The sequence below is a fragment of the Sphingopyxis sp. SCN 67-31 genome (assembly GCF_001725095.1).
The window spans coordinates 1-12,921 of the sequence record NZ_MEFH01000025.1; the positions used below are offsets into that span (position 1 = coordinate 1).

The 12,921-nt window shown below is 62.7% G+C and carries 14 protein-coding genes; 7 read left to right on the top strand and 7 right to left on the bottom strand.

Features of this window, described 5'->3' with window-relative positions; translation table 11 throughout:
• Positions 1–207, bottom strand: a 207-nt coding sequence (gene infA, locus ABS88_RS04450; RefSeq protein WP_286749183.1) for a translation initiation factor IF-1, incomplete at its 3' end; no start/stop codon positions are given.
• An 8-nt stretch (positions 208–215) separates the two neighbouring features.
• On the bottom strand, positions 216–422 hold the full coding sequence (locus tag ABS88_RS04455; RefSeq protein ID WP_166939397.1) for a cold-shock protein: 207 nt from the start codon (positions 420–422) through the stop codon (positions 216–218).
• Between the two features lie 366 nt (positions 423–788).
• On the opposite strand from ABS88_RS04455, the gene ABS88_RS04460 reads away from it, so the two are divergent.
• From ABS88_RS04460 to ABS88_RS04480, 5 genes are all read left to right on the top strand, one after another.
• A complete protein-coding gene (locus ABS88_RS04460; RefSeq protein ID WP_286749186.1) occupies positions 789–1,430 on the top strand; it encodes a hypothetical protein in 642 nt (213 codons plus the stop codon).
• Positions 1,420–1,722: an antitoxin Xre/MbcA/ParS toxin-binding domain-containing protein gene (locus ABS88_RS04465; protein WP_286749188.1), complete on the top strand. Its 303-nt coding sequence runs from the start codon at positions 1,420–1,422 to the stop codon at positions 1,720–1,722. The genes ABS88_RS04460 and ABS88_RS04465 overlap by 11 nt, the downstream gene beginning before the upstream one ends.
• The gene (locus ABS88_RS04470; protein WP_286749190.1) at positions 1,712–1,945 is read left to right on the top strand and encodes a hypothetical protein; all 234 of its coding nucleotides are present in this window, start codon (positions 1,712–1,714) and stop codon (positions 1,943–1,945) included. The genes ABS88_RS04465 and ABS88_RS04470 overlap by 11 nt, the downstream gene beginning before the upstream one ends.
• Positions 1,946–1,977: 32 nt before the next feature.
• Positions 1,978–2,247, top strand: a complete 270-nt coding sequence (locus ABS88_RS04475; protein ID WP_286749191.1) for a hypothetical protein — start codon at positions 1,978–1,980, stop codon at positions 2,245–2,247.
• 303 nt (positions 2,248–2,550) lie between these two features.
• On the top strand, positions 2,551–3,180 hold the full coding sequence (locus tag ABS88_RS04480) for a tyrosine-type recombinase/integrase (protein ID WP_286749193.1): 630 nt from the start codon (positions 2,551–2,553) through the stop codon (positions 3,178–3,180).
• A 350-nt stretch (positions 3,181–3,530) separates the two neighbouring features.
• On the opposite strand, the gene ABS88_RS04485 is transcribed toward ABS88_RS04480, so the two are convergent.
• The 5 genes from ABS88_RS04485 to ABS88_RS04505 form a co-directional block, all read right to left on the bottom strand.
• The gene (locus ABS88_RS04485; protein ID WP_286749195.1) at positions 3,531–4,703 is read right to left on the bottom strand and encodes an acyl-CoA dehydrogenase family protein; all 1,173 of its coding nucleotides are present in this window, start codon (positions 4,701–4,703) and stop codon (positions 3,531–3,533) included.
• A gap of 23 nt (positions 4,704–4,726) precedes the next feature.
• The gene (locus ABS88_RS04490) at positions 4,727–5,938 is read right to left on the bottom strand and encodes a CaiB/BaiF CoA transferase family protein (RefSeq protein ID WP_286749197.1); all 1,212 of its coding nucleotides are present in this window, start codon (positions 5,936–5,938) and stop codon (positions 4,727–4,729) included.
• 110 nt (positions 5,939–6,048) lie between these two features.
• Positions 6,049–7,266, bottom strand: a complete 1,218-nt coding sequence (locus ABS88_RS04495) for an amidohydrolase family protein (RefSeq protein WP_067105547.1) — start codon at positions 7,264–7,266, stop codon at positions 6,049–6,051.
• A 139-nt stretch (positions 7,267–7,405) separates the two neighbouring features.
• Positions 7,406–9,625: a TonB-dependent receptor gene (locus ABS88_RS04500; RefSeq protein ID WP_286749201.1), complete on the bottom strand. Its 2,220-nt coding sequence runs from the start codon at positions 9,623–9,625 to the stop codon at positions 7,406–7,408.
• 116 nt (positions 9,626–9,741) lie between these two features.
• Positions 9,742–11,187, bottom strand: a complete 1,446-nt coding sequence (locus ABS88_RS04505) for an MFS transporter (RefSeq protein WP_286749203.1) — start codon at positions 11,185–11,187, stop codon at positions 9,742–9,744.
• A 196-nt stretch (positions 11,188–11,383) separates the two neighbouring features.
• On the opposite strand from ABS88_RS04505, the gene ABS88_RS04510 reads away from it, so the two are divergent.
• Both ABS88_RS04510 and ABS88_RS04515 read left to right on the top strand, forming a co-directional pair.
• Positions 11,384–12,190: a FadR/GntR family transcriptional regulator gene (locus ABS88_RS04510; protein ID WP_286749205.1), complete on the top strand. Its 807-nt coding sequence runs from the start codon at positions 11,384–11,386 to the stop codon at positions 12,188–12,190.
• Positions 12,191–12,308: 118 nt separating this feature from the next.
• Positions 12,309–12,746 (top strand): hypothetical protein, encoded by a 438-nt coding sequence (locus tag ABS88_RS04515; protein ID WP_286749207.1) that lies wholly within the window; start codon positions 12,309–12,311, stop codon positions 12,744–12,746.
• The last annotated feature ends 175 nt before the right edge of the window (positions 12,747–12,921 follow it).

Below are 12,921 nucleotides of genomic sequence, written 5' to 3' on the forward strand. Positions count from 1 at the left end.
ATAGACGATGCGGCCCTTGGTCAGATCATAGGGCGTCATTTCGACGCGCACGGCATCGCCCACCACCGAGCGGATGCGGAAACGCCGCATCCGTCCGGCGGTGTAGGCAATGAGCCGGTGGCCATTCTCGAGTTCGACGCGAAAGCGCCCGTCGGGCAGGATCTCGTCGATCATCCCGTCAAGGGTAAGAAGCTCTTCCTTGGCCACCCGGCGCGTCAGGCCGCTTCGAGATTCACGGCCGAAACCTTGCCGTCACGGCCGGTTTCGAGGTCGTAGCTGAGGCGCTGGTCCTTGTTCAGCGTCGCCATCCCGGCGCGCTCGACGGCGGTGACATGGACGAAGCTGTCGCCCGAGCCATCCGCGGCTGCGATGAAGCCATAGCCCTTGTCGCTGTTGAAGAATTTGACGTTGCCGATCGGCATGGATGTTTCCTTTCACGAAAACAGGGTATCCGCCGGCAAAAGCACCGGCAGAGCTGGAAGCGTGAGAAGGGAAGAAGCGACCCCCCGCGGGGGCATCAAATTTCCGTCGCAGGCGACGTTAGCGATCTGCATATAAGTCACCGATCGCAAAAAATCAAGGTATTCCTTGGCTTTCAGTTTGTCGACAAATAGTCGGCCGAGAGCAGGAGGTCGATGCTCGCCCAGGCGCCTGAGGTTCGATCAGGACCCTTCGACATGCATATGGCTTGTAATGCAGCATCCGGAAGCCCACATAAGGCTATCGCCGGCTTGGCACTGCATGCCGGTGACTGAGAGACAATCGCGCTCCCGCAAAAGGGAGCAGACATGGATCTCAACCAACTTCTCTATCATCACCAGATGGCGCTCATGGCGGTGAGCCAGGCCCGGCGCGACGGTCACTTGCTTCCGAACTTCGATCTGCCCGGCTATTATGCGAAGCGGATCAACGAGTATCGCGAGCGCCGTGGCCTGGCGGACGGCTTTGCAGCGGTTATCGCGCCGGAACATGTTGGTCCGAAGGCTGACCCACCTGTTTCTGGGGCGGCAACCGACTACCCGGTTTTCCTAGGCGACACGCTGATTGCCGAGTTGCTCGTCAACGAGGCGCTGGCGATGACCGAGGAGGAAAGGGCGGCCTTCGGTTTGGAGGATGTCGTCGGCCGGCTTGCCGTGGTTCAGGAGGATATCTGGGTTATCGGACGCGACATCTACCGCGCGCTTGGTCTCGACGAGGATAAACTGGCCGCGCTTGCGGCCAGGTTGTCCGCCTTGCCTGATTTGCATCCACCTGATGCGGTGCATCTCCAGCCGTTTCGGTCGCTATCGGAAGCCGGCATCGTCCACACATATGTGGAACAGTTCCGGGTCGGGCCATTCCGATATTCGAATATCGACGACGCGCGTGCCGCGCTCCGGCGCCAAAGTTCCGGCAGTGGAGCGGAAGGAGAGCAAGCCAATGACGCCTGAGCAGGATAAGCCGCGCACCGCTTTGGCGAGCGCGCGTACAAACCCGTTTCGGCGAAGTCGCAAGGTCATACCCCTTGCGCCGGAGGATGCGCAGCGGCAAGGCGCGATCAGCGCGCTTGCATTCCAACTGCTTGGCGGACGCGACGCGGCGCTCGACTTTCTCAACACCGAAGACACTATTCTGAGCGGGCGTCCCATCGCGGTCGCGACGCGAAGCGAGGCCGGCTATGCAAGCGTCGAGCGCGAGCTTCGCGCACGATCCCTTGTCCGGGATGCGCCGCATGGAGGATGATCGAGCAGGTGCCAATCACATCGTCCGCTGCTGGTTCGAGTGGGAGATCGACGGCCTTGCGCGAAAGGTCATTCTTGTCGTCGAAACCGATCTTCCCATGCAGCCCGACGAAAACGGCTATGAAGTCATCGCTCTCGATGAGCTTCGCGCCGCTGCCATCGCCCGGTCGCGAGCGTCCCCTGGCGCTATCGACCGGATCCGCATCGTTCCGGTTCGCTACTAGCTGGCCCGCGAAAGAGGATCGGACGTCACGATATGGCCGACTATGAGATTATCGCCGTCCGCGAAGGTGCCGGTAATGGCCGGACGCATCATATCGCCGCGGTGAAGGTGGGCGAGAGCCTGTTTCTCGCCGATCAGATCGTCGACTGGATCAACGCGGAGACGCATCGCTTCTGGGTGTGGTTTCAGAATGAACAGATTGATGTGATCGCCAGGGAGCAAGGTTCGTCGCGGCGCTATTACCTGACCATAAAAAGCGGGGCTTTTCCGCCCGTTGCCTTGCTCTCGCTGCCCCGTTTTTAAGTTTGGAATTTCAGTTTCGGTCCGTAACCGGTTCAACGGCAGCAACGGGAAACAGCGAGGCTTAAATCAGGACTCGTGTATCGATCGAACGCATCGATCGAACGGTTTTCCGTCGGCCATGTTGGCCGAGGGAATTGAAGCCTGACCGACAGCGAACGCATCACATGAACTGGAGCGAACGCTTGGGCAGCCCGAACGTCCGCTCTCGCTGTTTGGAGCCTCAAAGCTGGCTGGCTGCAAGCGGCCAACCGGCTTGACCCATGCGTTTCCCTTTTTGGCCATTTTGGCCATAGGAGAACGATCATGGGTAGGTCAGAATTCGACTATTTACCTCCACGACCGGCGTGGAATGCCGGTCGAAAGGTTGGCGCAAAGCGGCCGTTAAAACCACGGCAGATTTGGGCTATTCGCTTTCACCTGGATCGAGAGCATCGGCTTCGAGACAGGGCACTTTTCGATCTTGCGATCGACAGCAAACTGAGAGGCTGCGATCTGGTGAAGATCAGGATCGGCGACCTTGTCGCCGGCGGTGAGTTGAGAACACGGGCGATGGTGATTCAGCAAAAGACCGGTCGACCAGTTCAGTTCGAGATCATGTCGGATGCTCGTGGAAGCCTCTTGGCATGGCTTGAGCGGCGCGGTGGATCGATCGAGGATTTTGCGTTTCCCAGCCGGATCGACCACTCTGCCCATATGAGCACGCGTCAATATGCGCGTCTCGTCGACGAATGGGTAACGGCGGTTGGCCTTCGAAGCGAAGATTACGGGACGCACTCTCTACGCAGAACGAAGGCGTCGATCATTTACAAGGCAACCGGCAACCTACGTGCCGTCCAAATTCTGCTCGGTCACACGAAGATTGAAAATACGGTGCGATATCTCGGCGTCGATGTTGAAGATGCATTGACCCTCGCGGAAGGCATCGAAGTCTAACCAGCAAATTGCGGTATCCTAGAGAGCGAGCGTTCTAGCCGTGACGGAACGTCCGCTCTCTTTGTTTGACCCCTAAATGCGGACAGTCTCCAAACGGCCATTCTGACCAAAGGCGGTCGGCAAGAAAATGGGCTTGCCATGATTAATCACTGGTGTTTAAGACGTCTCAGCAACCGGATTGGGAACCGAACCGGGCCCGAAAATCGGCTTTGGGGCTACGATCGGGGCTTAAGTTTGATCGAAATCGGATAATTTTTTTCCGTTTCAATTCATAGCGTTAGAGGCGGGTTTCCCGCTACCGGCCTATTTTCATCCATCCGGACAGCCGACATGTTCTGCCGCCTTCCGGTTCAGGCGCCCGGCAGGTTCAGCAGCCGTTTGGCAATAATGCTGAGTTGGACTTCGCTGGTGCCGCCTTCGATTGAATTGCCCTTGGTTCGCAACCATTCTCGCGCCGGTATGCCAAAAGCGGTGCGTTCGCTTTCCCATTCGAGCGTGGCGGTGCCGCCGAGCGCCATCCGCAGTTCGTGGCGGCGCTTGTGCAATTCGGTGGCGGCATATTTCATCAGGGACGGCTGCACGGGGTGCGCCCGGCCGCTTTTCAGCTCGTCGACGAAGCGCTCGCTCATCGCGCGAAAGGCGAGTGCGTCGACGTCGAACGCCGCGACCTCCGCCCGCAGGATGGGATCGGCCGCAAGCAGATCGGCAAATTCGGCGCCCAGCCCCTCCTCGGGGCCGAGCAGGCCGATGCCGGCGATCATCTCCCGTTCGTGGCCGAGCAGGAATTTCGCGACGTCCCAGCCTTTGCCGACCTCGCCGACCACCTGATCCCTGGGAACGCGGACGTCGTCGAAGAAGGTTTCGCAGAAGGGCGACAGGCCCGAGATCAACCGGATCGGCCGCGTCGTGACGCCCGGGCTGGCCATGTCGAACAGCAGGAAGCTGATCCCCCGATGCTTCGGCGCGGCGGGGTCGGTGCGCGTCAGGCAGAAGATCCAGTCGGCCTTGTCGGCATGGCTGGTCCAGATCTTCTGGCCGTTGACCAGCCAATGGTCTCCCTTGTCCTCCGCCCGCGTCTGCAGCGCGGCAAGGTCGGAGCCGGCGTTGGGTTCCGAATAACCCTGGCACCACCGGATCTCGCCGCGTGCGATCTCGGGAAGGAACCGGCGCTTCTGCTTTTCGGTGCCGAATTTCAGCAGCGCCGGGCCGAGCATCGAGATGCCGAAGCTGAACAACGGGTTGCGCGCTTCGATACGCGCCAGTTCCTGCTTCAATATCCGGCATTGCCCGGACGAAAGGCCGCCCCCGCCATATTCGACCGGCCAGTCGGGAACGGTCCACCCACGCGCTGCCATCGCCTCCATCCAGCGTCGCTGCGCATCATTCTTGAATTCGGGGTTGCGGCCGCCCCAGCAGTGATCCTCTTCGCCGTCGGCGGGGCCGCGCATTTCAAGTGGGCAATGGGTGTCCAGCCATGCGCGGACCTCGCGCCTGAACGGCTCGTCCGCATGGGAATCGGGCATATCGAGGGCTCGTTTCGTTCGGATCAGGACGCCGCGGCGGCGGTGTGCCCCTGGAGCGCGTCGAGCCGGTCGCCGCTTAGCCCCAGATCGCCCAGCACTGCGCGCGTATCAGCGCCAAGACTGGGGACGCCGGTCGGAACCGATCCGTCGGGCATCATGCGGAACGCCGCGCCCGGCACCGGCACCGAGCCGCCATCGCGAGCCAGTTCGGCGAAGACGATGGCGCTCGTCTCGTCGGCGCGCTCCTCCTGATAAAGCTGTTCGACGCTGCGCGCGACGCCGCACGCGATGCCGACCTGCTGCAATTCGGTGAAGGCCTGCTTCGAACTGCGCTCGGCGAGCCAGGCGGTTACGGCCTTCATCACCTCCATGATGCGCGCGGGATTCGACGCGAGGTCGAGCTTCTCACCCTTTTCGGGTATCCATTCGGGGTGGCCAAGCAGGCGGAACAGCGCGCTCCACATGTCGGGCGCGCCGGGCGCCAGGAAGATCGGCGCATCCTTCGTCGGGAACATGTCGAACATGCCGAAGCCGGAGCCACGCCCGGCGACCTTACCCTTCACCCCTGCCGAGGGGATGTGATAGCTGAGCTGCGAAGTCATCGATTCCATCATCGAGAGCGAGACGAAGCGGCCCTTTCCGGTGCGGCGCTGTTCCCACAGTGCGCACATCGCGGCGAAAGCGGCGTTCATCGCAACCGAATGATCAGCCATGAAGAAGGGGCTGGCGAGGGGCGGGCCGTCGATCGTCGCGTTGAGCGCCGCAAAGCCGCTCATCGCCTGGATCGTCGGATCGAATGCCAGGAAATCGCGGCGCGGATCGTCGGCGCCATAGCCGGTGATGTGAACCATCGACGCCGCCGGATTGACCTGTTGCAGGCGACCGAAGCCGAACCCCAGCTTTTCGGGTATGCCGGCCGCATAGTTGGTGACGACGATGTCGGCCCAGCCGAGCAGCGAGTCGAGGGCGGGGCGGTTCGCCGGATCGCGCAGGTCGATCGCGACGCTGCGCTTGCCGCGGTTGTGGCAGGCGAAGGCGAGGCTTTCGCCATTGTCGGCGAGGGGAGGCGATTGCCGCCCGGGATCGCCCGACAGCGGCTCCAGCTTGACGACGTCGGCGCCTTGATCGGCGAGCATCATCGCGCAATGCGGGGCCGCGATATAATGCCCGATTTCGAGTATCCTGACTCCCGCCAGCGGTCCGTCCGGCAATGTGCTGTCATTCGCTGACGTCATATCGTCCTCTCACCTATCCCTCGAGCGCATTCGGTTTTGATGGGTCTGCCCCGGAAAAATGGGCCGGCGCCGAAAACGCCGGCCCGAGGCGGCCCCGCCAAGCAAGGAAATCAGGCGGCAACCAGATGCTTGGGATAGCGCAGGTCGGGCGCGAGCCCTTCGCCCATCATGTCGATGTAATTTTCGCGCAGGAACGCGTCGAACGTCGCCTGCGGCAGGTTGGCGGCTTCCATCGAGGCACGGAACCGTTTCATCGGATCGGTGCCGCCCTCCGGATGCGGATAATCCGACGAATACATGCAGATTTCCGGTCCCGAATTGGCGATGATCCAGCCGGTGTCGTCGGTGGGGTAGGGCGTGACGCGCACCTGGCGGCGGATGATCTCGCTGGGCGTCGCGGACAGCTGGCGCAGCCGCTCCTCGTGCCGCGAAAAGGCCAGGACACTCGAATCGAGCAGTTTCATCAGGCTGGGCAGCCATGACGCGCCGAGTTCGATGACCCCGAACTTCAGCTTCGGGAACTTGCACATCACGCCGTCGAACATCAGCGCCGACAGCGTGAGCAGGATGGGATGCGGGATGGCGATGAGGCCCAGCGAATTATGATCGCCGTCGCCGCCGCTCACCGTGTCGTTCACATTGGCGCGGCCCGTGAACTTGTACCCCTGCGGCAGTTCGGTCCCGGCGATGTGGAAGACGATCGGCAGGCCGGCTTCCTGCGCCATCGCCCACAGCGGTTCGAGGTCGATATGGGCGTGCGAATGCGTCGCCGGCGGATGGGCCGGGATCATCAGTGCCTTGGCCCCCAACTCGATCGCATAGCGAGCCTCCGTCACGGTGCGCTTCATGTCGGCGATCGGGATATAGGCCGTCGGCAGCAGCCGCGGGTCGACCGAGCAGTAATCGACCATCATCCGGTTGTGCGCCCGCGCCGAGGCATAGGCGAGGTCCATGTTCGGACCCTTGTCGAAGTCGAAGTTGCGCAGGCACAGCGAGGTGAAGATCAGCTGGCTGGCATAGCCCTGAAGATCGAGCACATGCGGGCGGTCCTCGGCCCGGAAGGCGCCGAGCGCTTCATACATCTTGCGCCTGTGGACGTTCTCGTCCGCGCCGGCGCGGAATTCGGGATCGTCATGCTTCGCCGCCCATTTGTCGAACGCCCCCATCTCGATCAGTGGGGCCATGCGCGCGCGGAACTCGCGCTCCTGGTTGCGTGCCTCGTGATAGACTTCGAGCATGCCGGGATCGAAATAGGGATCGAGGCAGTCGGGCATTTCGACGATATGGGCATCGGCGTCATGGACGATCTGGTTTTCAACATAAGGCATGTGCATCTCCTCTGGCTTGCGCGGGGCAAGGCTATCCCAATCATATATTTATAGTTGAATCATAGCACTAATTCATAAGGCGGCAAGCCCCGAAGCGGTCGGTTCCGGCGCCCGGTCCGTCCTTTGGGGCGACCCTCATCTAGAAGGCCTTCGAAAGGCGAACGCCGATCAGGCGCGGCGCGCCGACGTAGCCGACATGACCGCCGGCGCCGAAGGGCAGGCCGTAGGTGAAGAGCAGATATTTCTTGTCGAACAGATTCTTGGCAAAGACTTCGACACTGAAGCCGTCGTCGGTTTCGATCCCGACACGTGCGTTCGCGACGCCATAGGGCGCGATGCGCGAATTCGGGTCGAGGTCCTGCGCGACGTAGGAATCGCTCTTCCATGCGTAGTCGAGCCGGAGATAGCCATCGAGACCGGTGGTGATCGGCGCGGAGAAGCTGCCCCCGATATTGAGATTCCACTTCGCCGATCCGTTCAGGCGCTGGCCCGACAGGTCGCACGCGCCAGCGACGCCGGTGCACTGGCCGTTGGTGAAATCGGTATAATGCGCGTCGACATAGCTGCCCCCGAAGAACAGCGAGACGTGCCGTGACGGCGCCCACTGGCCTTCGACTTCGATGCCCTGGGTGGTGAATTGCTCGGCATTGGCGGTGATGTAGCGCGTGCCGTCGAACGCCGTCGTCTGGAAGTCATTATATTCGGTGTAGAAAGCAGCGGTGTTCAGGGTGAGGGTGCGGTCGAAGAAAATTCCCTTCAGACCGATCTCGTAATTGATATTGGTCTCTTCCTCGAACATCAGGCCCGACAGGCTGGACACGCGCGTCATGGTCATGCCGCCGGGCTTGAAGCCGCGCGCGACGCTGACATAGGTCGTCACCTCGGGCGTCCAGGCATAGCGCAGGTCGGCCTTCCAGGTGAGTGCCTTGTCCGTGCGGCTGCGATAGATCTGCCCGAAATTGGGGTAGATATAGATCTGGGACTGCTGGTCGAAGCTGAACTTCTGCGGTTCCCATGTGTAGCGGGCGCCGAGAGCGGCGGTCAGCTTGTCGGTGAGCTTGTATTCCGCCTGGCCGAAGATGGCGTAGGTGCGGTCTTTGACCCGCGAATCGGTGATCGCCGCCTGTCCGGTGAGCAGCACGGGTGGCAGCGGATCTTTGCCGATGTGCAGATCCTCGTAGTCACGCGATCGCCGGTCATAGAAGAACAGGCCGGCGAGATAGGTCAGCGGCTGGTCCGCGGGCGAAGCGAGCCGCAACTCCTGGCTGAACTGGCTGTGCTTCTGATAAATCAGGAAATCGTTGAGGAAATTCCAGTTCACCGAATCGGGGTCGTTGATCGAGCGAACGGTCCACTGGCGCCATGCGGTGAGCGACGTCAGCGTGTGATCGCCGACGGCGACGTTGATTTCGGCGCTGACGCCGCCGCCTTCGTTGGGATTCGTGCTGAGCCCGTCCTGAATCGTGATCCGGCTGTATGGCGAGCCGGGGGGCACGGTGACGGGATAGGCCCCCAGGCCGGTCGCGGGCGTGCCCGTCACCCGGGTGAAGACGGCGCTGCAGCAGATCGACGTTTCCTTGTGGTAGTCGGCCGACAGCAGGACGTCGATGCCGTCGTCGGCATAATAGAGCTTGCCGCGGACGTTGAACTTGTTCTCGGTATCGACCCTGCGGTCGAGCACCGAATTGTAGAGAAGGCCGCCGCGCGTGCTCTTCGCGGCCGAGACGCTCAGGCCCAGCTTGTTCTCGATCAGCGGCGCGGTCGCATAGCCGCGCGCTTCCAGCGTATCATATTCGCCGATGACAACTTCGGCCCGGCCCGACAATTCGGACAGGTTCGGCTTGCGCGTGATGATGTGGATCAGGCCGCCGGCGGTGTTCATGCCGAACAGCGTGCCCTGCGGGCCGCGCAGCACCTCGATGCGCTCGATATCGAGGAAATCCTGCGAGGACGCCATGCCGGTCCGCGCCATGAAAACCCCGTCGATGAAGACGCCGAGCGACGACTGGCGGCCGGGATTGCCCTGCACCGAACTGACACCGCGCATGTTCATCGTCGATGCGCGGGCATCGCCGAGCTGCAGCGACTTGAAGCTCGGCGCGATGCGCTCGATGTCGTGGAAGCTGGTGATCTGCTCTTCCTCGATCCGGTTGCCGCCGATGACGGTCACCGCGATCGGAACGTCCTTCACATTCTGCACTCGCTTCTGGGCCGTGACGACGATGTCGCTCGCTCCGCCCCCGGTCGCTGCCATGTCGGCTGGCAAGGCGGCGTCCTGCGCCTGAGCGGCGGAAAGCGGAACGGCGAAGGTCGCGGAGACGAACAGCAGGGCGCGCAGGCGCCGGAAATTATCTGACATTTAGGCCTCTCCCCAGAGACATGTTGTGTTTGCCTCGTCGCGCCGTGTCGCCGTCTCGCAGCGGGATTCGGTGCAACATGTCGACGATAAAGCTATTAATTAGTGCACTCAATACACTAAATTGATGCAAGCGAAGTTTTTTTCTGTGCCGGCTCGGGCGTTTCCGCTTCGCGCTCCGCCGTCCGGTCGCGTTCGTCGAGTTGGCGGCAGATATCGGCGTGGGTCGTGGCGTCGAGCCGGTAACCGCGAATGACCCATGCGGTCAGCAGGCCGGTTGCGGCGGGAACGATCGCATAGAGGAAGCCGAGCAGCCACAGGCTCTCCGTGCTGTTGCGGGCGCCGAGCGCGATGTCGAAATCCGCAAGGCTGAGGGCATAGAGCGCGAGCCCGGTCATGACCGCTGGCCCGATCTTCCCGATCGACGACAGCAGCGACAGCAGCAGCGACAGGCGATCGACCCCCGTTGCGAGCCGGACCTCGTCGGCGACGTCGGCCATCATCGACCGGATGAGGATCGGGCCCGCATTGCTGGGCAGGCCGGCGATCGCCATTCCGGCGAGGGCGAGCGGCACATTGCCTGCCGGGACCAGCAGGATCGCCGACTGAACGACGGCATAGGTCAGCCCCGACCACAGCAGCGCGCGATGCTTGCCCGTGCGTTTCGCGATCCGGACCCAGATCGGTGCGCCCAGCATGCCGCCAATGAAATAGGCGAGCAGTGCCAGCCCGGCGAGGTCGCGCTCGATCAGCTTGAGGCTGTCGAAAAAGGCGAAGAGCAACGCCGCCGCGACCGATGGCCCGATGCCCCACACGATGTCCGCGGCGATCAGCCGGACCACGAGCCCCCGCCGCAGCAACGCGAACAGTTCCGACCGCGAAGGGCGCACCAGCATCGGCCGGCGGGGCGGTTCGCCGACCGCGGCGATCGCCAGCAGCGCGGTGAGCGGCAGCGAGGCGATCATCAGCCAGCCCATCGATTGCACGGCGTGCGGTCGCTCCCAGCCGAGGGTGAGGCTCAGCACGGGGGGCAGCGCCATGATCAGGAACATGCCGAGCACCGAAAAGACCATCAGCCAGCCGAAGATGTTGGACCGGTGATCGTAGGAGCGCGCCGCCGAGGCCGCCCACGAGATGTGCGCCAGATAGCTGACCGACTGCCCGACGTTGGCGGCGGCCAGCCACAGGAAGAGATAGGCGCCCGACACGCCGACGGGGGCGTTATAGAGCATGTAGATCGCGATCGCCGCCAGCGGGATGCCGCAGACGAACCATGTCCGGTAGCGCCCCGTGCGGGGATGGCTGCGATCCATCATCAGTCCCAGCACGGGGTCGAACCCGATGTCGGCGATCCGCACCGTCGTCAGCACGAAGGCGACGACCGCCAGATCGACACCGAGGTCGCGGGCATAATAATCGGGCAGATACATCAGCACCGGCAGCAGCATGGCTGTCAGCGCGAAGCACGGGCTCGCGAAGGCCATGGTCCGCCAGCCGTGCAGGGCGTTGCGCCGCTCCGCCGATTGCTCACGGCCAGGGGTGGCCGTCGATGCGTCTGTGGTCACATCCTCTCCCGCATGTCGTTGTTGTTTTCGCGACCATGTGCGAAAGCCGCGGACTGCGCAATAAAAAGAGTGCACCAATTATGTTTCCGCGCCTCTTTCGGCCTTTTCGACCGTCGACGGGGCATTGAAACGAGGGATTCCCCATTTTATAGGACTATCATCGTACCTTATCCGGACTCTACGAGGGAATAAGCCTTTGGCAACCAGAACGAAGACGCCGCGCCGCGAGCGCGAACCCGTCGCCAAATCCCAGCCGATCCATGTTCCCAAGGCGGCCGAGATCATTGCCGAGAAACTGCGGCGCCGTATCGTTCTAGGCGAGCTCAAGGCCGGCGACGCACTGCCCGCAGAAGCGGAGATGATGCTTGAGTTCAGTGTTTCGCGTTCTTCGTTGCGCGAGGCGTTCCGCGTGTTGGAAGCCGAATCGCTGATCGAGGTGAAGCGCGGCGCCGGTGGTGGGGCGCGGATCAAGCTGCCCAAGGACGAGATCGCGGCCAAGTCGATCGGTACCCTGCTGCAGATTCGCGGCGCCTCGCTCAAGGAAGTGCTGGAGGCGCGCCTGATCATCGAGCCGCCGCTGATGCGCGCGCTGGCGACCACGCGCACCGACGATGACCTGAAGGCGCTCCGCGACCATCTGGCCAAGGAACGCGACAATCTGGAGAATTTCAACGTCTTTGCGCTGGCGACCGCCGAGTTCCACCGCATATTGATGCAGCGCGCAGGCAATGTCGTGCTGGCGCTGATGACGGGAATGCTCGACGACATATTCCGCCGTCACGTGACCCATTTCATCGCCCGCGCGCGCGAGGATCAGCTCGAGCTCAACAAGGTGGCGCTGGCGAACCACACGTTGCTGACCGACATGATCGAGTCCCGCAACGCCGAGGCCGCGGCCGCGGTGTGGCGGCAGCATATGCAGCAGCTCAAGGACATTGTGCTCGGCGAGCTGGGCGAGGCGTCGGTGCTCGATCTGTATGGCGGCCAGTTGATCTCGCAATAATATAGTGCTATGATTGCACTATATTATTGCGGGAGGGTCCTATTTCCTATCGTCGTCACGCATCGGCCTGCGCCGAATCCGCCGCACCTGCGCCGCTCGGGCGGCCGGATCGCGCCCCATGACCGCCGCGCGCCACGCCTATGTGTCGCCCGGCTGGCGCGATGCGATGCGCGCGATCCTGACCGCGCTGGTCGACCGGCATCGGCACGATTTTCCCGACGCGGACTTCCGCATGTGCGAGGTGGTGACGGCGGTTCCGCCGGACGGCGGGACCGTGGTGCTCGCCGCGCGGATCACGGGCGAGAGCGTCGAATTCTTCGATACGGAGATCGACGCCGATGTCGTCGTCCGGGGCGACCATGACGCCATGCTGCCGGCGGCGCGACTGAACCGGCGCCGTGCCACGCCCGAGGAGAATGCGGCGCAGGCGGCGCATGCCATGGCGATGGCAAAGGCCAGTAGGGTTTCGATGCAGGGCGACATGGGCAAGGCGCCGAAGCCGCTGCTGCGCGTACTTGCAGAGATGCACGACCAGTTGGCCGACATCACCCTTTAAGGCGTGTGGGGATTCATCTTGCGACTGTCCTTTATCGTGTGTCCCCGCAAAGGCGGGGACCCATCTGCGGTGGTTTCGAGATGGAACCGGCCGAAGATGGACCCCCGCCTTCGCGGGGGAACACGGCTTTATACAATATCGCGGCGATAGACTCTGAATCCCCACAGACCTTAGG

Coding starts and splice junctions, on each gene's coding strand:
- ABS88_RS04515 (WP_286749207.1), top strand. CDS start 12,309: ATGACCGCCGCGCGCCACGCCTATGTGTCGCCCGGCTGGCGCGATGCG.
- ABS88_RS04465 (WP_286749188.1), top strand. CDS start 1,420: ATGACGCCTGAGCAGGATAAGCCGCGCACCGCTTTGGCGAGCGCGCGT.
- ABS88_RS04485 (WP_286749195.1), bottom strand. CDS start 4,703: ATGCCCGATTCCCATGCGGACGAGCCGTTCAGGCGCGAGGTCCGCGCA.
- ABS88_RS04495 (WP_067105547.1), bottom strand. CDS start 7,266: ATGCCTTATGTTGAAAACCAGATCGTCCATGACGCCGATGCCCATATC.
- ABS88_RS04470 (WP_286749190.1), top strand. CDS start 1,712: ATGGAGGATGATCGAGCAGGTGCCAATCACATCGTCCGCTGCTGGTTC.
- ABS88_RS04480 (WP_286749193.1), top strand. CDS start 2,551: ATGGGTAGGTCAGAATTCGACTATTTACCTCCACGACCGGCGTGGAAT.
- ABS88_RS04475 (WP_286749191.1), top strand. CDS start 1,978: ATGGCCGACTATGAGATTATCGCCGTCCGCGAAGGTGCCGGTAATGGC.
- ABS88_RS04500 (WP_286749201.1), bottom strand. CDS start 9,625: ATGTCAGATAATTTCCGGCGCCTGCGCGCCCTGCTGTTCGTCTCCGCG.
- ABS88_RS04455 (WP_166939397.1), bottom strand. CDS start 422: ATGCCGATCGGCAACGTCAAATTCTTCAACAGCGACAAGGGCTATGGC.
- ABS88_RS04490 (WP_286749197.1), bottom strand. CDS start 5,938: ATGACGTCAGCGAATGACAGCACATTGCCGGACGGACCGCTGGCGGGA.
- ABS88_RS04460 (WP_286749186.1), top strand. CDS start 789: ATGGATCTCAACCAACTTCTCTATCATCACCAGATGGCGCTCATGGCG.